At 32.6% G+C, this 21,938-nt stretch carries 20 protein-coding genes; 15 read left to right on the forward strand and 5 right to left on the reverse strand.

Features of this window, described 5'->3' with window-relative positions; genetic code table 11:
- Positions 1 to 109: 109 nt before the first annotated feature.
- The 10 genes from BB045_RS09435 (at position 110) to BB045_RS09480 (ending at position 9,686) form a co-directional block, all read left to right on the forward strand.
- Positions 110 to 1,411, forward strand: coding sequence for a dihydrolipoamide acetyltransferase family protein (locus tag BB045_RS09435; RefSeq protein ID WP_070440276.1), 1,302 nt, complete (start codon positions 110 to 112; stop codon positions 1,409 to 1,411).
- Between the two features lie 3 nt (positions 1,412 to 1,414).
- Positions 1,415 to 2,821 (forward strand): dihydrolipoyl dehydrogenase, encoded by a 1,407-nt coding sequence (gene lpdA, locus BB045_RS09440; RefSeq protein ID WP_053019394.1) that lies wholly within the window; start codon positions 1,415 to 1,417, stop codon positions 2,819 to 2,821.
- Positions 2,822 to 3,008: 187 nt separating this feature from the next.
- Entirely contained in the window at positions 3,009 to 3,281 is a 273-nt protein-coding gene (locus tag BB045_RS09445; RefSeq protein ID WP_037535602.1) for a UPF0223 family protein, read from the forward strand.
- Between the two features lie 170 nt (positions 3,282 to 3,451).
- Positions 3,452 to 3,991, forward strand: a complete 540-nt coding sequence (locus BB045_RS09450; RefSeq protein WP_011276130.1) for a helix-turn-helix domain-containing protein — start codon at positions 3,452 to 3,454, stop codon at positions 3,989 to 3,991.
- 15 nt (positions 3,992 to 4,006) lie between these two features.
- On the forward strand, positions 4,007 to 5,101 hold the full coding sequence (locus BB045_RS09455; protein WP_070581293.1) for an ABC transporter ATP-binding protein: 1,095 nt from the start codon (positions 4,007 to 4,009) through the stop codon (positions 5,099 to 5,101).
- Positions 5,094 to 5,906, forward strand: a complete 813-nt coding sequence (locus tag BB045_RS09460) for an ABC transporter permease (RefSeq protein ID WP_070581292.1) — start codon at positions 5,094 to 5,096, stop codon at positions 5,904 to 5,906. Before BB045_RS09455 ends, BB045_RS09460 begins: the two co-directional genes overlap by 8 nt.
- Positions 5,903 to 6,715: an ABC transporter permease gene (locus BB045_RS09465; protein WP_070581291.1), complete on the forward strand. Its 813-nt coding sequence runs from the start codon at positions 5,903 to 5,905 to the stop codon at positions 6,713 to 6,715. The genes BB045_RS09460 and BB045_RS09465 overlap by 4 nt, the downstream gene beginning before the upstream one ends.
- A complete protein-coding gene (locus BB045_RS09470; protein WP_075140709.1) occupies positions 6,712 to 7,785 on the forward strand; it encodes an ABC transporter substrate-binding protein in 1,074 nt (357 codons plus the stop codon). Before BB045_RS09465 ends, BB045_RS09470 begins: the two co-directional genes overlap by 4 nt.
- Positions 7,786 to 7,857: 72 nt before the next feature.
- The gene (gene auxB / locus BB045_RS09475; protein WP_070440262.1) at positions 7,858 to 9,060 is read left to right on the forward strand and encodes a lipoteichoic acid stability factor AuxB; all 1,203 of its coding nucleotides are present in this window, start codon (positions 7,858 to 7,860) and stop codon (positions 9,058 to 9,060) included.
- Between the two features lie 140 nt (positions 9,061 to 9,200).
- Positions 9,201 to 9,686: a DUF4064 domain-containing protein gene (locus tag BB045_RS09480; RefSeq protein ID WP_070440260.1), complete on the forward strand. Its 486-nt coding sequence runs from the start codon at positions 9,201 to 9,203 to the stop codon at positions 9,684 to 9,686.
- Positions 9,687 to 9,743: 57 nt separating this feature from the next.
- Here BB045_RS09480 and BB045_RS09485 read toward each other — a convergent pair whose 3' ends face one another.
- Positions 9,744 to 11,084: an Nramp family divalent metal transporter gene (locus BB045_RS09485; protein ID WP_075140710.1), complete on the reverse strand. Its 1,341-nt coding sequence runs from the start codon at positions 11,082 to 11,084 to the stop codon at positions 9,744 to 9,746.
- A gap of 466 nt (positions 11,085 to 11,550) precedes the next feature.
- Positions 11,551 to 12,162 (reverse strand): YktB family protein, encoded by a 612-nt coding sequence (locus tag BB045_RS09490; RefSeq protein WP_070440256.1) that lies wholly within the window; start codon positions 12,160 to 12,162, stop codon positions 11,551 to 11,553.
- A 179-nt stretch (positions 12,163 to 12,341) separates the two neighbouring features.
- Between BB045_RS09490 and BB045_RS09495 the strand changes: the two genes are divergently transcribed.
- A complete protein-coding gene (locus BB045_RS09495) occupies positions 12,342 to 13,157 on the forward strand; it encodes an inositol monophosphatase family protein (RefSeq protein ID WP_037536186.1) in 816 nt (271 codons plus the stop codon).
- 71 nt (positions 13,158 to 13,228) lie between these two features.
- Here the strand turns inward: BB045_RS09495 and BB045_RS09500 are convergent, their stop codons facing one another.
- Positions 13,229 to 13,420, reverse strand: a complete 192-nt coding sequence (locus tag BB045_RS09500) for a DUF5325 family protein (protein ID WP_011276120.1) — start codon at positions 13,418 to 13,420, stop codon at positions 13,229 to 13,231.
- A 97-nt stretch (positions 13,421 to 13,517) separates the two neighbouring features.
- Here BB045_RS09500 and typA point away from each other — a divergent pair, with 97 nt between their 5' ends.
- On the forward strand, positions 13,518 to 15,362 hold the full coding sequence (gene typA, locus BB045_RS09505; protein WP_011276119.1) for a translational GTPase TypA: 1,845 nt from the start codon (positions 13,518 to 13,520) through the stop codon (positions 15,360 to 15,362).
- 119 nt (positions 15,363 to 15,481) lie between these two features.
- On the opposite strand, the gene BB045_RS09510 is transcribed toward typA, so the two are convergent.
- Positions 15,482 to 15,673 carry a YlaI family protein gene (locus BB045_RS09510; protein WP_070581287.1) on the reverse strand — a complete coding sequence of 64 codons (192 nt, stop codon included), beginning with the start codon at positions 15,671 to 15,673 and terminating at the stop codon, positions 15,482 to 15,484.
- A 1-nt stretch (position 15,674) separates the two neighbouring features.
- Positions 15,675 to 16,160, reverse strand: a complete 486-nt coding sequence (locus BB045_RS09515; RefSeq protein WP_075140711.1) for a hypothetical protein — start codon at positions 16,158 to 16,160, stop codon at positions 15,675 to 15,677.
- 140 nt (positions 16,161 to 16,300) lie between these two features.
- On the opposite strand from BB045_RS09515, the gene BB045_RS09520 reads away from it, so the two are divergent.
- The 3 genes from BB045_RS09520 to BB045_RS09530 all read left to right on the forward strand — a co-directional run bounded on the left by BB045_RS09520 (position 16,301) and on the right by BB045_RS09530 (position 21,926).
- Positions 16,301 to 16,579 carry an Fpa/YlaN family protein gene (locus tag BB045_RS09520; protein WP_075140712.1) on the forward strand — a complete coding sequence of 93 codons (279 nt, stop codon included), beginning with the start codon at positions 16,301 to 16,303 and terminating at the stop codon, positions 16,577 to 16,579.
- Positions 16,580 to 16,903: 324 nt separating this feature from the next.
- Positions 16,904 to 18,130 carry a cell division peptidoglycan polymerase FtsW gene (ftsW, locus tag BB045_RS09525; protein ID WP_037536194.1) on the forward strand — a complete coding sequence of 409 codons (1,227 nt, stop codon included), beginning with the start codon at positions 16,904 to 16,906 and terminating at the stop codon, positions 18,128 to 18,130.
- A gap of 346 nt (positions 18,131 to 18,476) precedes the next feature.
- Complete coding sequence (locus tag BB045_RS09530) at positions 18,477 to 21,926, forward strand: pyruvate carboxylase (RefSeq protein ID WP_075140713.1); 3,450 nt, start codon at positions 18,477 to 18,479, stop codon at positions 21,924 to 21,926.
- The last annotated feature ends 12 nt before the right edge of the window (positions 21,927 to 21,938 follow it).

Below are 21,938 nucleotides of genomic sequence, written 5' to 3' on the forward strand. Positions count from 1 at the left end.
TAGAGAATTAGGGCAAAATAGTTTGTGTTTAGGCTTTCAAATTATTCTGTCCTTACTCTATGTTATAAATTTATTAAATGATGAATAAGAAATCTAGGAGGACAAGAACGTGGCATTTGAATTTAGATTACCCGACATTGGTGAAGGTATCCACGAAGGTGAAATTGTAAAATGGTTTGTTAAAGCCGGAGATACAATTGAAGAAGATGATGTATTAGCAGAGGTTCAAAATGACAAATCTGTAGTTGAAATCCCATCTCCTGTTAGCGGTACTGTTGAAGAAGTTGTAGTTGACGAAGGTACTGTAGCAGTTGTAGGTGATGTTATTGTCAAAATCGATGCACCTGATGCAGAAGATATGCAATTTAAAGGTGGTCACGATGACGATGCTTCATCTGAAGAAGCACCAACTCAAGAAGAAGCTAAAACTGAAGATGCACCAGCAGCATCAGCTTCACAAGATGAAGAAGTAGATGAAAATAGACAAATCAAAGCTATGCCATCTGTTCGTAAATATGCACGTGAAAAAGGCGTTAACATCAAAGCAGTAGCTGGTTCAGGTAAAAATGGTCGTATTACTAAAGAAGATATCGATAACCACTTAAATGGTGGTGGTGCTCAAGCAGCAACAGCTTCAAATGAAAGTGCAGCTGCATCAACATCAGAAGATACTTCTGCAGTTCAAACTCAATCAGTACCTGAAGGAGACTTCCCTGAAACTACTGAAAAAATCCCAGCAATGCGTAGAGCAATTGCAAAAGCAATGGTTAACTCAAAACACACTGCTCCTCACGTAACATTAATGGATGAAATTGATGTTCAAGATTTATGGGATCACCGTAAAAAATTCAAAGAAGTTGCAGCTGAACAAGGTACTAAATTAACTTTCTTACCATATGTTGTTAAAGCATTAGTTTCTGCACTTAAAAAATACCCAGCACTTAACACTTCATTCAATGAAGAAGCTGGCGAAATTGTACACAAACATTACTGGAATATTGGTATTGCTGCTGATACTGACAGAGGCTTATTAGTACCTGTAGTTAAAAATGCAGACCGAAAATCAATCTTCCAAATTTCAGATGAAATCAACGAATTAGCGGTTAAAGCTCGTGATGGTAAATTAACATCTGATGAAATGAAAGGTGCAACATGCACAATCAGTAATATCGGTTCAGCTGGTGGACAATGGTTCACTCCAGTTATCAACCACCCAGAAGTAGCTATCTTAGGTATTGGCCGTATTGCTCAAAAACCTATCGTTAAAGATGGTGAAATTGTAGCAGCTCCAGTATTAGCTTTATCATTAAGCTTTGACCACAGACAAATTGATGGTGCAACTGGACAAAATGCTATGAATCACATTAAACGCTTATTAAATAATCCAGAATTATTATTAATGGAGGGGTAAAACATGGTAGTTGGAGATTTCCCAATTGAAACAGATACTATTGTAATCGGAGCAGGTCCTGGTGGATACGTTGCAGCAATTCGCGCAGCACAATTAGGACAAAAAGTTACTATCGTTGAGAAAGGTAACTTAGGTGGTGTATGCTTAAACGTTGGTTGTATTCCTTCAAAAGCATTATTACACGCTTCACATCGCTTTGTAGAAGCTCAACACTCTGAAAACTTAGGTGTTATCGCTGAAAGCGTATCACTTAAATTCGACAAAGTTCAAGAATTCAAAAAATCAGTTGTAAACAAATTAACTGGTGGTGTTGAAGGCTTATTAAAAGGTAATAAAGTTGAGATTGTAAAAGGTGAAGCTTATTTCGTTGATAATAACAGCTTACGTGTTATGGATGAAAAAAGTGCACAAACTTACAATTTCAAACACGCTATTATCGCAACAGGTTCTAGACCAATTGAAATTCCTAACTTTGAGTTTGGTAAACGTGTTATCGATTCAACAGGTGCATTAAACTTACAAGAAGTTCCAGGTAAATTAGTCGTTGTAGGTGGCGGTTACATTGGTTCAGAACTTGGTACTGCATTTGCTAACTTTGGTTCAGACGTTACAATTTTAGAAGGCGCTAAAGAAATTCTTGGCGGATTCGAAAAACAAATGGTTCAACCAGTTAAAAAAGGCATGAAAGAAAAAGGCGTTGAAATCATTACTGAAGCAATGGCTAAAAATGCCGAAGAAACTGAAAATGGCGTTAAAGTTACTTATGAAGCTAAAGGTGAAGAAAAAACTATCGAAGCTGATTATGTATTAGTAACTGTTGGTCGTCGTCCAAACACAGACGAATTAGGTTTAGAAGAGTTAGGACTTAAATTCGCAGATCGTGGATTATTAGAAGTAGATAAACAAAGCCGTACTTCTATCGACAATATTTATGCAATTGGTGATATCGTCCCTGGTTTACCACTTGCTCATAAAGCAAGTTATGAAGCTAAAGTAGCTGCTGAAGCTATCTCTGGTCAAGCATCAGAAGTAGACTACATCGGTATGCCAGCTGTATGTTTCACTGAACCAGAATTAGCTCAAGTAGGTTACACTGAAGCACAAGCTAAAGAAGAAGGTTTAGACTACAAAGCTTCTAAATTCCCTTATGCTGGTAACGGCCGTGCTTTATCATTAGATGATACAACTGGTTTCGTTAAACTTATCACACTTAAAGAAGACGATACTGTTATCGGTGCACAAATTGCCGGTAATGGCGCTTCAGATATCATTTCTGAATTAGGTCTAGCTATCGAAGCTGGTATGAATGCTGAAGATATCGCATTAACAGTACATGCTCACCCAACATTAGGTGAAATGTCTATGGAAGCTGCTGAAAAAGCAATTGGATTGCCAATCCACACAATGTAATTTTTAGTCAAACTGACTAACTATATAGATCGAATAACTTTAATTAGATTTGATTGAGGTTATTTGACATCCAAGAGGGGTGCAACTCAAGTTCATGTTTGAACTTGGTTTCACCCCTTTTTTATAATTATTTAACCAAAAAGGGTAATAGATTACTAATGGCTAACACAATGAATGGAGGAATAAAATGGAATACCAATATCCACTAGACTTAGATTGGTCTAATGAAGAAATGGTTGATGTGATTGCTTTCTTTAATAAAATTGAAAATTATTATGAAAACTCGGTTAACGGTCAAGACTTAATGAATCATTATAAACGATTCAAAGAAATTGTTCCCGGCAAAGCAGAAGAAAAGCAATTATTTAAAGAATTTGAAGAAAAAAGTAATTATAATAGTTATAAAGTTGTACAAGAAGTAAAGAACAATCCTGAATTAACATCATTCAGCGCAAAATAACTTATAACGATTTAACGTTAATTATTAAAAATCATAATATCTGCATCATTAATTTTAATTAATTTCAAAAAAGTATTGAAGTTAAAGCTATATTTTGTTATTTTTATTAAGCATTAAACAAAATGTTTAATATTACTAAACAAAGTATAGCTTTTTTAAGGTGATTAGCGATGCAAATTGGAAATAAATTACGTAATTTAAGACGTCAAAAGAATTTAACACAAGAAGAGCTAGCAGAACGAACAGATTTATCAAAAGGGTACATATCTCAAATTGAGAGTCAACATGCTTCCCCTAGTATGGAAACATTTTTAAATATTCTAGAAGTGTTAGGTACTTCTCCTAGTGATTTTTTTAAAGAGAAGTCAAAAGAAAAAGTGCTATACACTAAAAATGAACGAACTATTTACGATGAATATGATAGAGGTTATGTCCTTAATTGGTTAGTAATGAAATCTAATGAATTTGAAATGGAACCGCTCATATTATCATTAAAACCAGGTGCGTCTTATAAACACTTTGATCCATCTGAGTCAGATACATTCATTTATTGCTTAAAAGGGTGTGTAACACTTACATTAGGAAATTCACGATATCAGGCAAATGAACAAGATGTTTTATATTTTAGGGCTAATGAAATACATCAATTACATAATGAAACAACCGATGAAATTGAAATTTTAATTGTTGCGACAGCATCATATTTATAAAGGGGGAGTATAGTAATGGAGTCATTGTTATCTTTTAAAGGTGTGACAAAAGGTTTTGACGATGTAACGATATTAAACAAAATGGATTTAGAGATTGAGTCAGGACATTTTTATACATTACTAGGTCCTTCAGGTTGTGGTAAAACCACAATCTTAAAACTTATAGCTGGATTCGAACAACCAGATGATGGAGATATTATATATTTAAATAAATCAATAGGTGATTTGCCTGCAAATAAAAGAAAGGTGAACACTGTTTTCCAAGATTATGCTTTATTTCCTCATTTGAATGTTTATGACAATATTGCTTTTGGTTTAAAGTTGAAAAAGCATTCCAAAAAAGATATTGATGAAAAAGTAATAAATGCTTTAAAACTAGTGAAATTATCGGGGTATGAACAACGAAATATTAATGAAATGAGTGGCGGTCAAAAGCAACGCGTTGCTATCGCAAGAGCAATAGTTAATGAGCCGGAAATTTTATTGTTAGATGAATCTCTATCTGCTTTGGATTTAAAATTAAGAACTGAAATGCAGTATGAATTGCGTGAATTACAAAAACGTTTAGGAATTACTTTCATCTTTGTTACTCACGATCAAGAAGAAGCATTAGCGCTCAGCGATTACATATTTGTTATGAAAGACGGTAAAATTCAACAATTTGGTACACCTACAGATATTTATGATGAACCGGTCAATCGCTTTGTAGCTGATTTTATAGGCGAATCCAATATTGTTGAGGGTAAAATGGTTGAGGATTTCGTAGTAAATATATATGGTCAAGATTTTGAATGTGTAGATGCTGGTATACCTTCAGGCAAAAATGTCGAAGTCGTCATTAGACCTGAAGATATTTCATTAATAGACGCAGACAAAGGGCTATTTAAAGCTACTGTTGATTCAATGTTATTTAGAGGCGTTCATTATGAAATTTGTTGCATTGATAGAAAAGGATATGAATGGGTCATACAGACAACTAAAAAAGCAGAAGTTGGAAGCGAAGTAGGACTCTATTTTGACCCTGAGGCAATACACATCATGGTTCCAGGTGAAACAGAAGAGGAATTTGATAAACGTATTGAAAGTTATGAGGAATTTGACAATGCGTAATATAAATAAAGTGCTAATCATTCCATATTTATTATGGATGGTGTTATTCATAATGGTGCCGGTTATTTTACTTGTATATTTCTCATTCACTGATTTAAATGGTCATTTTAGTTTTACAAACTATGAACAAATATTATCAATGAAATATTTAAAAATGATGTGGGATTCGATTTTTTATGCAGCATTAATTACTATAATCACTCTATTAATTAGCTACCCTGCTGCTTATTTTATTCGTTCGTCAAAAAATCAAAATATGTGGTTGCTCATTTTAATTATTCCGACGTGGATAAATCTATTACTTAAAACATATGCTTTTATTGGTTTACTAAGCCATGAGGGTTTAATAAATAGATTTCTAAATTTTATTCATTTACCTTCGGCTAATCTATTATTTACACCGGGGGCATTTTTATTAGTAGCAAGCTATATTTATATACCATTTATGATTCTACCTATATTTAATAGTATGAAAGCTATCCCGAATAATTTGTTACAAGCTTCTAGTGACTTAGGGGCTAGTCCATTTACTACATTTAGAAAAGTTATCGTACCTTTAACTAAAGAAGGTGTCATGACAGGCATTCAAGTAACATTTATTCCAGCATTATCGCTATTCATGATTACAAGATTAATTGCAGGTAATAAAGTCATCAATATTGGTACATCGATTGAAGAACAATTCCTAGTTATTCAGAATTACGGTATGGGTTCTACAATCGCCATATTCTTGATTGTATTTATGGCATTTATTTTAATCATTACTAAATCGAAATCCACGGACGAAAGAAGGCGAATTAAATGAAGTGGTATGGAAAATTATATATTGGCATTTTATTAGCTATATTATATATTCCGATATTTTTCCTTATGTTTTATTCATTTAATTCAGCGGGAAATATGATTCATTTTGAGCATTTTACTTTGGAACATTACCAAAGTCTATTTCAGAATGATCGTCTGATGTCTGTAATTTTTAATACGGTAGCAGTTGCGCTATTAGCAGCTGCAATTTCTACCATAATAGGAACATTTGGTGCCATTTCATTATATTATTTAAGAAATAAAAAATTTAAAGTAACATTATTAACGCTTAATAATGTGCTAATGGTTTCGTCTGATGTAGTTATTGGTGCCTCATTTTTAATTATGTTTACAGCAATAGGACATTTAACTGGTTTAGGACTAGGTTTTGGAACAGTGTTAGCGTCGCATATTGCATTTTGCATTCCTATCGTAGTTATCGTAGTGTTACCACAGTTATATGAAATGAATAATAATATTCTAAATGCTGCACGTGATTTAGGTGCTACCGAATCACAAATACTTGGACGTGTTTTAATACCTAATTTAATGCCTTCAATTATAGGTGGATTCTTTATGGCGCTAACATACTCATTAGATGATTTTACAGTAAGTTTCTTTGTAACCGGTAATGGCTTTAGTGTATTATCTGTAGAAGTTTACGCTATGGCACGTAAAGGTATTAGTATGGAAATAAATGCAATTTCAACTATTTTATTTACAGCTATTGTATTAGGAATTATTGGTTATTATGCAATACAACATACAGTTAAGAGACGGCAATTAACTAAGCGAGGTGTAAATCAGTGAAGCGATTTTTACAGTTAATATTAGGTGCAATTGTCGTTGGATTAATATGCTTAGGTATAAGTCACTGGTTTAAATCGCAGGATAATACTAGTACTGGTGAAAAGATATACGTGTATAATTGGGGAGAATATATAGACCCCGCTTTAATTAAACAATTTGAGAAAGAAACAGGTATTCAAGTTATATATGAAACGTTTGATTCTAATGAGGCCATGGAAGCTAAAATTAGAAATGGTGGAACCCATTATGATGTGGCTTTTCCTAGTGAATATACCGTTCAGAAATTGAAGCGTGAAAATTTATTGGAACCACTAGATCATAGTAAAATTCCAAATATAAAAAATTTAGATTCTGATTACATGAACATGTCATATGATAGACATAATAAGTATTCACTACCTTATTTCTTTGGTACTGTAGGCATCTTATATAATAAAGAGGTTTACCCAAATGGAGACTTTAGTAGTTGGCAAGCATTATATCAACCTAAATATAAAAACGATATTTTATTAGTTGATGGTGCACGAGAAATTATGGGATTAGCTTTGAACAAATTAGGATATAGTTTAAATGATACAAATCCAAGTCATTTAAAAGAAGCAGAGAAAGATTTGAATCACCTTACACCACAAGTTCGTGGTGTTGTTGGAGACGAAGTCACAATGATGCTTGAACAAAATGAGGGGAATATTGCAGTAGTATGGAGTGGTGTTGCAGCTCCTTTAGTACAAGATAGTGACAAATATAGTTATGTTATTCCAAAAGAAGGATCTAACCTATGGTTTGATAATATGGTTATTCCTAAAACCGCTCAGAATAAAGAAGGGGCTTATAAATTTATGAATTTCCTTCTTGATGCTAAAAATAATAAACAAAATACAGAATGGGTCGGATATTCTACACCAAATAAAGTGGCTCGTCAGTTGTTACCTAAAGAAGTTAGAGATGATCATCGTTTCTATCCTACTCAAAAAGAGCAATCACGATTAGAAGTCTACAAAGATTTAGGTCCTAAAACTTTAGGAGAATATAACGAAAGTTTCTTAAACTTTAAAATGTCTTTAAAATAGACTATAAATAGTAGTTATTTTATAATGAATTAGATATAATTATTTGATAAGTAAAATAAGGAGTTGTAATACATGTCAGGAGAACGTTACACGCAAATCAAACGGCCTGTGAGTCGTCTGACTGAAAAACTTTTAGGTTGGTTTAGTTGGATTTTCTTACTTATATTGACGGTTATTACAATGTTTATTGCACTCGTGTCATTTAGTAATGATACATCAATTCAAAATCTTGAAAACTCAATGAATAGTAATGAACTAATTCAGCAAATTTTAACAAATAATAGTTTAAATACAACACAATTTGTAATTTGGTTACAAAATGGTGTATGGGCAATTATCGTTTATTTCATAGTGTGTTTGCTTATTTCATTTTTAGCACTTATATCTATGAATATGAGAATACTTTCTGGATTCTTATTTTTAATTGCCTCAATTATTACATTGCCATTAGTATTATTATTCGTAACATTAATTATTCCTATTTTCTTCTTTATTATTGCAATCATGATGTTTGTAAGGAAGAGCAAGGTCGAGACAGTGCCTATATATGGTCCATCACACGGCTACGAAAATCAATATTATCCTAGAGATGAATATGATGATCGTTATTATGGATTTAATAGAAATATTAATGATGACTATGATTACGACGATCATAATCAATATAATGATTATGATGAAGACTATGTTGAATCACCACGTAAAACCAAAATATCTGAACGTCGTACACGTCGTAAAAAACCTTATTACAATGATGATATCGATAGTAATTATCGAGATAACAACTACGATGAAACAACGATTCGTAATGATGAAGAGCAAGATTTAGCAACTGATACTGAGGAAGATAAATATAATCAATATCCAAAACGTGCAATTACTGGAGAATATCAATCGGATGCTGATGATGTTGAAGCAACGGGAGTACTCTCTAGACAGGCTAAATACAACAAAAAGGCGAATAAAAAATCACAATTTGATAACACTAGTGATGAAGAGTCTTACGATTTTGCTGAAAATGTAGTAGATACTGAGCCAAAAGTTGATAAAAGAGAAGAAAAAGCACAACGTAAGAGAGAAAAAGCTGAAATTAAAGCTAAGAAAAAAGAAAAGCGCAAAGCTTATAATCAACGTATGAAAGAGCGTCGTAAAAATCAACCAAGTGCTGTTAGTCAACGTCGTATGAACTATGAAGAACGTAAACAAATCTTGAATAAAGATGACATCGAATCAGAGAAAGACGTCAACAACCAAGAAGAAGATAATAAAAACTAATATACACTTAGAACGGTTAAGTCATATATGGCTTAATCGTTTTGTGTCAATATCCAAAATTTAATTCATGAAGTTAGTCGCAAACATATTACAATTTTAGTATGATTTAATTAAATACTTTAATAATGGAGGCTAAGAAAGTGAGTAGAAAAGTAGAGTTAATTCTTGGATGGATTGCTTGTGGTTTAAGTATTATTTATTTAATTATGTCATCACTATCTTACTTTATGGTTAGGAATAACAATAATACTGAACAATATCAACAAATGATAAAACAATTTGGAAATCAAGATGTTAAAGTTACACCTGAAATGGTCAACTTTGCTATGGCTTTTTCTATGGGAACATTAATCTTTTCAACGTTGTTAGGCATTATTGGTATGTTAATCATTAAAGGTCGTCCTATTTTAGCAGGTTGTCTTTTAATTGTCGCAGCATTAGTAGGTATATTTAATATGAGTTTAATTGCAGGAATATTGTGGATTATTGTAGCAATCATGCTATTTGTTAAAAAGGATCCTAATCTACCTAAACAAAAACCTAAATCAACAAAATTAAAAATGGATGAATGGCAAACTGAAAAATCATATAATGAACGTAAGAAAGATGATCCATATATTTATTAAAATATAAAACTAAAATCTAACGATTTAGTATTTATAATGCTAAATCGTTAGATTTTTTTATAATTCTTTAAAGGTTTCTATTATTAGATAAATATTGAGGAAGCTCAATATGATGATTAAACCCCAAGCACATATATTAACCCACTTTTTATTTTTAAACGGACCCATTAATTTTTCATTACTTGTTGCTAATTCCAGAGGTATTAATGAGAAAGGTAGTGCAATACTTAAGAACACTTGTGAAAATACTAGCAATTGTTCCATTTTAGACTCATTGCCCTGGAAAATAACAAGACATATTAAAACAGGTATGACAGCCAAACTTCTTGTTACTAAGCGTCTCATCCAATTTGGTATAGAAAGTTTTAAGAACCCTTCCATAACTATTTGACCTGCGAGTGTACCAGTGATTGTTGAATTCTGACCGGATGCTAATAATGCTATTGCGAATAGTGTACTCATTATACTTCCCATTACAACACCTAATACAGGTTGTGTTCTTAAAGCTTGATATAAATCATAGAAACCACCTAAGCTATTTGAATTGACGCCATAAAACAAAGCAGCCCCTAGAACAAGTAGTAAGCAATTTACAATAAATGCGATACTTAATTGAATATTAGAATCAATTGTTGCAAATTTAATCGCTTGGGCTTTTTCAGTAAAGCTATGGCGATTATACTTACGTGATTGCACGATTGATGAGTGCAAATATAAATTATGAGGCATAATTGTAGCGCCAATAATACCTAATGCAATATACAAGATACTATGATTAGCAATAATTTGATAATGTGGAACAAATCCGTTAAGTATTTCAATTAAATTTGGAGATGAAATGTAAACTTCAAATACAAAAATCATCAGTACAGTAAAGATTAAAGTACCAACGATTGCTTCAATCTTTCTAAAACCAAATTTCATTATAAAAAGTAATAAAAATACGTCAAAAACTGTTATTAAAGCACCTATGATTAAAGGAATATTAAAAAGTAAATCCAAAGCAATCGCGCTTCCGATTACTTCAGCAATATCAGTGGCAATGATTGCAAGTTCAGCAATCCCCCAAAATATAATTGCAGTTGGTTTGTTTAAATAGTGACGAGTCATTTGTGCTAAATCTTTATCAGTAGCGATACCTAAACGAACAGTCATACTTTGTAACAACATTGCTGATAAGCTAGATATTAAAATTACAAATATTAAAGTATAACCAAATTGTGCGCCACCTTGCATTGATGTAATCCAATTTCCTGGATCCATATAACCAACAGCTACAAGTAAACCTGGTCCTAGAAAAGCTAAAAATTTCTGACTAGTACGTTGCGAGCCATTAAATTCGATTGTGCTATTAATTTCATCTAAACTACGTTGTTCTTTGTTGTCTATTGAACCCATAAAAAAACTCCTTAAACTAATATATTTTATAATAATCCAACTTTATTTTTAGGTCAACCTAATAAAATTAGGCGTAAAAAAAGGAGGGTACAGAAATAATATTTTCCAAAATTTATTTCGTTGTAACCCCAGCTTGCTTAGCTTGTAGAATTTCTTAATGAAATTCTCTTTGCTGGGGCCCCAAACCCCAACTTGCTTAGCTTGTAGAATTTCTTTGAGAAATTCACTTTGTTGGGACCCCGAACCCCAACTTGCTTAGTTTGTAGTATTTCTTTAGGAAATTCACTTTGTTGGGGTCCGCCCACCAGGCAAGGATGACTAGAATTAAAAAAGCTTGTTACAAGTACATTTTTAAATCAGTCAACTATTGCCAATATATATTTGTAGCCTGAGTCATTGAATTATGGCCCAGGCTTTTACTTAAGGTAAACATAGTTTACAACTCATATTGAATTAAATGTTTTATTTATTCATAGAATTTTAAAAATTCATCAAATGTTTCTTTTACAAAAGATAGGAAGGCTTTATCAGATTTTAATTCAGCATCTTTAGGAGAGAGGGAGCGTGCAACGAAGAACTCTCCTTTCTTAACATTCTTAACACGATCAATCGCTTTATGTAACTCATCGTCACTTAAATCTTTAATGAAGGATTTTTCAGGTTTCATGTGATCTAAACTCACTTGATAGTCTTCAGGCAATTGTTTAAGCACATCAAAGTGCTTATCAAACACTTTTACACGTTCAGCTTTATCTTTACCTTCATGCATAACACCGAACATTAAAAATAAATGGTCTTTAAATAAACCAATTTGGAAATGAGGTAGCATCTTATATCCACGTTTATTTGGAGCAAAAGCTACCCATGTATCTACAGGGGGATTTACACTTCTACGAGCATGTTTTGCAACATGTGCATAAAAAGTTTCTCCAGTTTGAGAAGTGAAATATTCACTAAAATAATCTCCTAATTGATTAAGTTGAGGTCTTACATATTCATTTAATGCTTCCATTCGAGCATCTAAGCCTTCAACTTCAAACGCTTTGAAATCTTTAGGTTTAAATGTATATTGTGTCATTAGCGTTGCTCCTTTTCAGAATAATTAATTTAAAGTTATTGTAGCATAGAATGACTCAATCATTCCAAAAGCAGAATTAAGGTTTCAAGCGTTTAAACTCACAATTATAAGGTATACAATGATGTATAGATTATAATGCCAGAAATTTTGTATAATAGAAGACAACAGGAGATGATGATATGTCACTATATGAATTTGCACAAGGTTTAATACTAGAAGCGGGCAACAAAGTTAGAATAATGATGAAAGAAGATTTAAGTATTGAAACGAAATCGAACCCAAACGACTTAGTAACAAATGTTGATAAAGCAACTGAAAACTATATATACGATGCAATTCTAAGAAGCTATCCTGATCATCGCGTCATTGGTGAGGAAGGACATGGACATCATATGGAAGACGTCAATGGTGTGGTATGGGTTGTTGATCCAATTGATGGAACTTTAAATTTTGTTCATCAACAAGAGGGATTTGCGATTTCCATAGGTATTTATCGAGATGGCAAGCCATATGCAGGTTTAGTTTATGATGTAATGAAGGATGTACTATACCATGCTAAAGTTGGCGAAGGTGCTTTTGAAAACAATCATGAATTAAAAACCATTGATAACACGCAACTTAACCAAAGTTTAATAGGAATTAATCCAAACTGGGTTACTAAGCCAAAAATGGGACCCATTTTTTCAGAGATTGTAAACCAAGCAAGAAGTTGTAGAGCTTTTGGAAGTGCGGCATTAGAAATTATAAGTGTAGCCAAAGGACAATTGGCTGCATATATCACGCCAAGATTGCAACCATGGGATTTTGCAGGTGGTTTGATTATTTTAAATGAAGTTGGTGGAATTGGAAGTAATTTAATGGGTGAACCGCTCACTATTGAAAGTGCTAATTCTATTTTAGTTGGAAATAAAGCAACGCATAATGAGATACTAGAAAATTATTTAAATCCTCATAATGAAGTATTAACAGAGTTACATCAACGTTTTAGAAAATAAAAAATGCCTCGGTCAGTCAACTTTGAAAGGTGAATTTCTTCCAAATTTTACTACCGAGACATTTTTCTATATTAAAGCCAGTTATTTTCACGATATTTCTTTTTAAGCGTGAATCCAGCGCCAAAAGTTGCAATGAAAAGTATAAATGTTAAAATCATCATTGGAATACTACCAGCTCCAACGCTGAAACTAAAAAGCACTAAAAATATTACTGCTATAATAGATAGAACCCAAAATATACCTTTAGACTTAGGTTTTTCCATCCCATACCCCACCTTTTTGTTATCTTTTACTAATAATATGATATAATAAAAAAGTTGTAATTAAAAGTGGGAGTTTACTCGAGAAAGGAATAATAAAATGACTAATAGAAGAGAAGATGTACGTAATATTGCAATCATTGCGCACGTTGACCATGGTAAAACGACTTTAGTAGATGAATTACTAAAACAATCTGGAATTTTCAGAGAGAACGAACATGTTGACGAAAGAGCAATGGACTCTAATGACTTAGAAAGAGAACGTGGTATTACAATTCTTGCTAAAAATACTGCGATTGACTATAAAGGCACAAGAATTAACATCTTAGATACACCTGGGCATGCTGACTTTGGTGGCGAAGTTGAACGTATTATGAAAATGGTTGACGGTGTTGTACTTGTTGTAGATGCATACGAGGGAACAATGCCTCAAACACGTTTCGTACTAAAAAAAGCATTAGAACAAGATTTAAAACCCGTTGTAGTAGTAAATAAAATTGACAAACCATCAGCTAGACCTGAAGGGGTAGTAGATGAAGTTTTAGATTTATTTATCGAATTAGAAGCGAATGATGAACAATTAGACTTCCCAGTAGTATATGCATCAGCTGTCAATGGTACTGCTAGTCTTGATTCAGAGAAACAAGATGAAAACATGCAATCATTATATGAAACAATCATAGATTATGTTCCAGCGCCATTAGATAATCATGATGAACCATTACAATTCCAAGTAGCATTATTAGATTATAATGATTATGTAGGACGTATAGGTGTAGGACGCGTATTTAGAGGTAAAATGCGTGTCGGTGATAACGTGTCACTTATTAAATTAGACGGTACAGTTAAGAATTTCCGTGTGACTAAGATTTTCGGTTATTTTGGATTGAAACGTGAAGAGATCGAAGAAGCACAAGCTGGTGATTTAATTGCGGTTTCAGGAATGGAAGATATTAACGTAGGTGAAACAGTTACACCTACAGATCACCAAGAAGCTCTCCCTGTATTACGTATTGATGAACCAACTCTTGAAATGACATTCAAAGTAAATAATTCACCATTTGCAGGACGTGAGGGTGATTATGTCACTGCACGTCAAATCCAAGAACGTCTAGATCAACAACTTGAAACAGACGTTTCATTAAAAGTTACGCCAACTGATTCTCCTGATACATGGGTAGTTGCAGGTCGTGGTGAGTTACATTTATCTATCTTAATTGAGAATATGAGACGTGAAGGTTTTGAACTTCAAGTATCTAAGCCACAAGTTATTTTACGTGAAATTGACGGTGTTCTAAGTGAACCTTTCGAACGTGTTCAATGTGAAGTGCCTTCTGAAAATGCAGGTTCAGTAATTGAATCATTAGGTGCACGTAAAGGTGAAATGTTAGACATGTCGACTACTGATAACGGATTAACGCGTTTAATCTTTATGGTACCTGCACGTGGTATGATTGGATACACAACTGAATTTATGTCTATGACTCGTGGATATGGTATTATCAACCATACATTCGAAGAGTTCAGACCTCGTGTTAAAGCACAAATTGGAGGTAGACGTAATGGTGCGCTTATCTCAATGGACCAAGGTCAAGCAACTGCATACGCTATCATCAATTTAGAAGATCGTGGTGTTAACTTCATGGAGCCAGGTACTGAAGTCTACGAAGGTATGATTGTTGGTGAACATAATCGTGAAAATGATTTAACTGTTAATATTACTAAAGCGAAACATCAAACAAACGTACGTTCAGCAACTAAAGATCAAACACAAACTATGAACCGACCAAGAATTCTTACTCTTGAAGAAGCTTTAGAATATATTAATGATGATGAACTAGTAGAGGTTACTCCTCAAAGTATTCGTTTAAGAAAGAAAATCTTAAATAAATCATTACGTGAAAAAGAAGCTAAACGTGTTAAACAAATGATGCAAGATGAGTAATTAAAGTTTATAACGTAAAATATAGTTTGAAACATCAAATTTGAAAGCCAGTAAATGAAATTTTGTCATTTCATTTACTGGCTTTTTTGAGTAAAACCTAATTAAATTTACTAAAAAAATTACAATTCTTCACTCTTAACGAAGTTAAACGGTTGGTGTTTATTAAGACGTTGTTTTGGTCTATCTAAACGACTTTTACAATCATCGCACATAAAAGTTCTTATAGGATTATTTCGAAGTCGTTTGGCTTCAACCGTATTTTCATCAATTAAAACCTTTGTATCACAAATGATACACTGAACTTCACGCAAATTAGATCACCTCTATATGCGTAACATACTTAAATTCATGTGAGTATCCTTTTTCATCTGGGTTGAAAACAAAGCTGTCTACTGCATTATCATCATACATACGCTTTCCATCTTTCGCAAATTGGAAAAATAGATAAGGTAATAACTCTATTGGAACTTCAATTGAGGACTCATCATTAAATAATTTTATCGCAGTAGCATCGTCTTTTGGTTCTGCAATTTTAAAGAAAGGTGTCATATTGATTGCATATGAATCTTCTAATACAGAACGCTTACGATATTTTATCTCTGAGTTTAAAGTAGGTGGATTCGTTTGACCTTCAAGAATCGCTCTATTCCATTCGCGATTATCTTCGAATCTAATTGGTTTCGTTCCTTCAAACACACCACTTTCAATGTCTTCAATTTCTACTTTTCTATCATCGAATATCCAAGTTGTACTATCTAAAGTGATAGGGAACTTGACTAAGCCTTTGATTTGAATCATTTTTTGCCCACTCCCTAATTTCATTCTAGTCATTATTTTATCACAATTAAATTCTTGTATTCACTGAATAAACTTGCTTTTTAAAAAGTAGTAAGATAAACTTTTGATATGAAGATATTTAATGATAGGGGGAGTATGTGATGCCGAAGCAATCGAAGATGAGTAACGTGGCTTATGAGCAATTAAATCAAGATGCTGATAGAATCTTACATTTAATTAAAGTTCAAATGGATAATTTAACTTTACCTTCATGCCCGTTATATGAAGAAGTTCTCGACACACAAATGTTTGGTTTACAAAAAGAAGTTGATTTTGCAGTTAAGCTTGGCTTAGTTGATAAAGAAGACGGCAAAAATTTAATGCTTTGTTTAGAAAAGGAATTATCTAAACTTCATGAAGCGTTTACAAATGTAAAATAACTATCGATTAAATATATAAGTAAAGTTTATTCATTTACTTTTCGTTTATAAATTTGAGTTATTTGTAATATTAATTACATACAAATTATCTCACCATAGTGACTGAAATATTATGTTTATAATATTTTCAGTCATTTTATATTTTAAGCATTATTATCATATTAAATATAAAAATATTGAAAGTAATAATTAGATTTAAATTTAGTTTATATTTGTTAAACAACGAGCACAAAGTATATAATAGTTTAGACAGTAAATTTGGTTTAAAACGTAATTTTATTTACCATTATAATTTTAAAATTCTAGAATTGGATGATCATTTTTATGAGTAATTTAAAAAATATATTTAGATACATAGGTAGAACTGCTAAGTTCATCGATTATCCATTATTAATTACATACGTTGTTTTATGTCTTTTCGGTTTAATCATGGTTTATAGTGCAAGTATGGTTGCTGCAACTAAAGGGACGTTAACAGGTGGACTTGAAGTATCTGGCACGTATTTTTATAATAGACAACTCATTTACGTTATTATGAGTTTTATTGTCGTATTTTTTATCGCTTTTATGTTGAATATTAAAATATTACAACAACCCAATATTCAAAAATGGATTATGATTATAATCTTCGTATTACTATTTTTAACACTTATTATAGGTAAAAATATTAACGGATCTAAAAGTTGGATAAATCTTGGATTTATGAACTTGCAAGCATCGGAATTATTGAAAATTGCATTCATATTATATATTTCATATGTAATAAGTAGAAAATTACCGCAAGTAAGAGAGAAAATTAAAGTAATTGCTGCGCCACTTTTTTTAATAGGCGTATGCTTATTTTTAGTATTGTTGCAAGGTGATATTGGGCAAACATTGTTAATCATGATTATTATTGTTTCAATGTTTATTTTTGCAGGTATCGGTGTTCAAAAATTAGTAAGAGGACCGGTTTTGCTTATTGCTGGAAGTTTCATCGCGATTGCATTGCTCTTTATTGTAAGTGGAATGATGCCACATTATTTGAAAGCGCGTTTTAGTACATTAATGAACCCATTTAGTTCAGAAGCCGGTACAGGTTATCATTTAACCAACTCATTGATGGCAATTGGAAATGGTGGATTATTTGGTCGTGGTTTAGGCAATGGAATTATGAAACTTGGTTATTTACCAGAAGCACATACTGACTTTATATTTGCAGTCATTTGTGAAGAACTTGGTTTAGTAGGTGGATTATTCGTCATTTGCTTATTATTCTTCATAGTTTATCGTGCTTTCGTATTAGCTACTAAAACACCATCATATTTCTATAAATTAATTTGTGTAGGCGTTGCTAGTTATATTGGAAGTCAGACTTTTGTCAATTTAGGTGGTATTTCAGCAACGATTCCATTAACTGGTGTACCTCTACCATTTATAAGTTTTGGTGGTTCATCTATGTTGAGTTTAAGCATCGCAATGGGTCTGCTATTGTTAGTCGCAAAACAAATAAAAATTGATGAAAAACGATCACAAAAAGCTAGAAAACAAAAACTAGGTATAACTAGATAATCTCTTAAATAAGGATGATAACCTTTACGTGAAATAAGCTTGATTTCATGTAAAGGTTTTTTACATTTTTATGAAAACATAATATACAACGTCATTGGAAGTGGAGTATTATTATTTAAAATGATAATATGAAATTATAACTAATGATAATTTTTAGTGATTACCATAGAAATATTTATTTTTTAATAGTTTATTAATACGGAAATCATTTTCATTCATTATAGTTACTTTACAAATTTTACAACAACTATTTAATAAATAAATATAGCTTTATTTTTTGAGTTAGTATAAAATTTTATTATCTAATTAGTTAGAATATTCAAACTTTAAAAGGGGAGTGCCTTTTTTGAAAAATATAAAAAAATTATTAGTAGCTAATCGTGGCGAAATTGCAATTAGAATTTTTAGGGCAGCAACAGAATTAAATATTAAAACAGTGGCAATATACTCAAATGAAGATAAAAACGCTTTGCATAGATATAAAGCAGACGAATCTTATTTAGTAGGAAAGGATTTGGGACCAGCCGAAAGTTATCTAAACATTGAACGTATTATAGATGTGGCTAAACGAGCTGGTGTAGATGCCATTCATCCTGGTTATGGTTTTTTAAGTGAAAATAAACAATTTGCACAACGTTGTGATGAAGAAGGAATTAAATTCATTGGTCCGCATATAGAACATTTAGATATGTTTGGAGATAAAGTCAAAGCTAGAACAACTGCAATAAATGCTAATTTGCCTGTTATTCCCGGTACAGATGGACCGATTGAAAACTTTGAAGCAGCAAAAGCATTTGCTCAAGAAGCTGGCTTTCCTTTAATGATTAAAGCTACGAGTGGTGGTGGCGGTAAAGGGATGCGTATCGTACATGAAGAAGGAGAATTAGAAGATGCATTCCATCGAGCTAAATCTGAAGCCGAAAAGTCATTTGGTAATAGTGAAGTATATATTGAAAGATACATAGATAATCCCAAACATATTGAAGTACAAATTATTGGGGATGAATATGGTAATATTGTTCATTTATATGAACGTGATTGTTCGGTGCAACGTCGTCATCAAAAGGTAGTGGAAGTAGCTCCTTCAGTTGGCTTATCAAAAGAATTACGAGAACGAATTTGTAATGCAGCATTACAATTAATGAATAATATCAAATATGTTAACGCAGGTACGGTAGAATTCTTAGTATCAGGGGATGAGTTCTTCTTTATTGAAGTTAATCCTCGAGTTCAAGTAGAACATACAATAACTGAAATGATTACTGGTATAGATATTGTTAAAACTCAAATTTTAGTTGCTGATGGTGCTAACTTATTTGATGAACGCGTTTCTATGCCACAACAAGAAGAAATTCAAACATTAGGTTATGCAATTCAATGTCGTATAACAACAGAAGATCCATCTAATGACTTTATGCCAGATTCAGGTACTATTATCGCTTATCGATCTAGTGGTGGTTTTGGGATACGTTTAGATGCTGGTGACGGTTTCCAAGGTGCAGAAATATCTCCTTATTATGATTCACTATTGGTTAAGTTATCAACACATGCGGTTACATTTAAACAAGCTGAAGAAAAGATGGAACGCTCTCTTCGTGAAATGCGTATACGTGGTGTGAAAACTAACATTCCGTTTCTAATTAACGTGATGCGTAATGATCAATTCCGCAGTGGGGATTATACGACTAAATTTATAGAAGAAACACCCGAATTATTTAATATTGCACCGACTCTAGATCGTGGTACTAAAACGTTAGAATATATCGGTAATGTAACGATTAACGGTTTCCCTAATGTTGAAAAAAGACTCAAACCTGATTATGAATCGACAGCTATACCACAAGTGCCACATAGTAAAATTAATACGTTGAATGGAACGAAACAGCTGCTAGATAGTAAAGGACCTAAAGCAGTAGCTAATTGGGTACGAGAGCAAAGCGACGTATTGGTCACTGATACTACTTTTCGTGATGCACACCAATCACTCTTAGCAACTCGCGTTCGTACTAAGGATATGATGAATATTGCTTCTAAAACTGCTGAAGTGTTTAAAGATAGTTTCTCTTTAGAAATGTGGGGAGGCGCAACATTTGATGTCGCTTACAACTTTTTAAAAGAAAATCCATGGGAACGACTAGAAAGATTACGTAAAGCAATTCCCAATACTTTATTCCAAATGTTATTACGTGCTTCAAATGCAGTTGGCTATAAAAATTATGCTGATAATGTGATTGAAAAATTCGTAAAAGAAAGTGCGAATGCAGGCGTAGATGTCTTTAGAATTTTCGACTCACTTAACTGGGTAGATCAAATGAAAGTTGCAAATGAAGCGGTTCAAAATGCAGGTAAGATTTCTGAAGGTGCAATCTGTTATACCGGTGATATATTAAATCCTGAACGTTCAAATGTATTTACACTTGAATACTATGTGAAATTAGCAAAAGAACTTGAACGTGAAGGGTTCCATATCTTAGCAATTAAAGACATGGCAGGATTGTTAAAACCTAAAGCAGCATATGAACTTATAGGAGAATTAAAATCTGCAATAAATTTACCGATACATTTACACACACACGATACAAGTGGAAATGGTCTACTTATCTATAAAGAAGCGATAGATGCAGGTGTAGATATCATTGATACAGCTGTTGCATCAATGAGTGGTTTAACAAGTCAACCTAGCGCCAATTCGTTGTATTATGGATTAAATGGTTTTAATCGAAATCTAAGAGCAGATATTGAAGGATTAGAAGAACTCAGTCACTATTGGAGTATTGTACGTCCATACTACAGTGACTTTGAAAGTGACATTAAGTCTCCTAATACCGAAATTTATGAACATGAAATGCCTGGTGGACAATATTCAAATTTAGGACAACAAGCAAAAAGTTTAGGTTTAGGTGAACGTTTCCACGAGGTCAAAGATATGTATCGTCGTGTTAATTTCTTATTTGGCGATATCGTAAAAGTAACACCATCATCTAAAGTTGTAGGTGATATGGCGCTTTATATGGTGCAAAATGACTTGGATGAGCAATCAGTCATCAAAGAAGGCCATAAGTTAGACTTCCCTGAATCGGTTGTATCTTATTTTAAAGGTGATATAGGTCAGCCAGTCAATGGCTTTAATAAGGAATTGCAAGATGTCATCCTCAAAGGTCAACAACCACTAACAGAACGTCCAGGTGAGTATTTAGATCCTGTGAATTTTGATGAAATTAGACAAGAACTTGAAGCAAAAGATTATGGTGAAGTGACTGAACAAGATGTAATCAGTTATGTATTATATCCAAAAGTATTTGATCAGTTTATGCAAACAAAACAACAATATGGTGACTTATCATTATTAGATACGCCAACGTTCTTCTTCGGTATGCGTAATGGTGAAACAGTCGAAATAGAGATTGATACTGGTAAACGATTAATTATTAAACTTGAAACAATTAGTGAGCCGGATGAAAATGGTTATCGAACAATTTATTATGTTATGAATGGTCAAGCACGTCGTATTTCTATAAAAGATGAAAATATTAAAACAAATACGAACTTGAAACCTAAAGTTGACAAATCAAATCCTAGTCATATTGGTGCTCAAATGCCTGGTTCGGTAACTGAAGTTAAAGTTACAGTTGGTGAAGAAGTAAAAGTAAACCAACCTTTATTAATTACAGAAGCGATGAAGATGGAGACAACGATTCAAGCACCATTCAATGGAACTATAAAACAAGTAACGGTTGTAAACGGCGATGCGATTGCAACAGGTGACTTACTTATTGAAATTGAAAAAGCAGATTAAAATCAAAATATA

Source organism: Staphylococcus sp. MB377 (assembly GCF_001922505.1).
Taxonomy (GTDB): domain Bacteria; phylum Bacillota; class Bacilli; order Staphylococcales; family Staphylococcaceae; genus Staphylococcus; species Staphylococcus haemolyticus.

Excerpts from the sequence above, each read along its gene's own strand:
- lpdA (WP_053019394.1), top strand. The coding sequence starts at position 1,415 with ATGGTAGTTGGAGATTTCCCAATTGAAACAGATACTATTGTAATCGGA.
- BB045_RS09445 (WP_037535602.1), top strand. The coding sequence starts at position 3,009 with ATGGAATACCAATATCCACTAGACTTAGATTGGTCTAATGAAGAAATG.
- BB045_RS09450 (WP_011276130.1), top strand. The coding sequence starts at position 3,452 with ATGCAAATTGGAAATAAATTACGTAATTTAAGACGTCAAAAGAATTTA.
- BB045_RS09455 (WP_070581293.1), top strand. The coding sequence starts at position 4,007 with ATGGAGTCATTGTTATCTTTTAAAGGTGTGACAAAAGGTTTTGACGAT.
- BB045_RS09460 (WP_070581292.1), top strand. The coding sequence starts at position 5,094 with ATGCGTAATATAAATAAAGTGCTAATCATTCCATATTTATTATGGATG.
- BB045_RS09465 (WP_070581291.1), top strand. The coding sequence starts at position 5,903 with ATGAAGTGGTATGGAAAATTATATATTGGCATTTTATTAGCTATATTA.
- auxB (WP_070440262.1), top strand. The coding sequence starts at position 7,858 with ATGTCAGGAGAACGTTACACGCAAATCAAACGGCCTGTGAGTCGTCTG.
- BB045_RS09485 (WP_075140710.1), bottom strand. The coding sequence starts at position 11,084 with ATGGGTTCAATAGACAACAAAGAACAACGTAGTTTAGATGAAATTAAT.
- BB045_RS09490 (WP_070440256.1), bottom strand. The coding sequence starts at position 12,162 with ATGACACAATATACATTTAAACCTAAAGATTTCAAAGCGTTTGAAGTT.
- BB045_RS09495 (WP_037536186.1), top strand. The coding sequence starts at position 12,342 with ATGTCACTATATGAATTTGCACAAGGTTTAATACTAGAAGCGGGCAAC.
- BB045_RS09500 (WP_011276120.1), bottom strand. The coding sequence starts at position 13,420 with ATGGAAAAACCTAAGTCTAAAGGTATATTTTGGGTTCTATCTATTATA.
- typA (WP_011276119.1), top strand. The coding sequence starts at position 13,518 with ATGACTAATAGAAGAGAAGATGTACGTAATATTGCAATCATTGCGCAC.
- BB045_RS09515 (WP_075140711.1), bottom strand. The coding sequence starts at position 16,160 with ATGATTCAAATCAAAGGCTTAGTCAAGTTCCCTATCACTTTAGATAGT.
- BB045_RS09520 (WP_075140712.1), top strand. The coding sequence starts at position 16,301 with ATGCCGAAGCAATCGAAGATGAGTAACGTGGCTTATGAGCAATTAAAT.
- ftsW (WP_037536194.1), top strand. The coding sequence starts at position 16,904 with ATGAGTAATTTAAAAAATATATTTAGATACATAGGTAGAACTGCTAAG.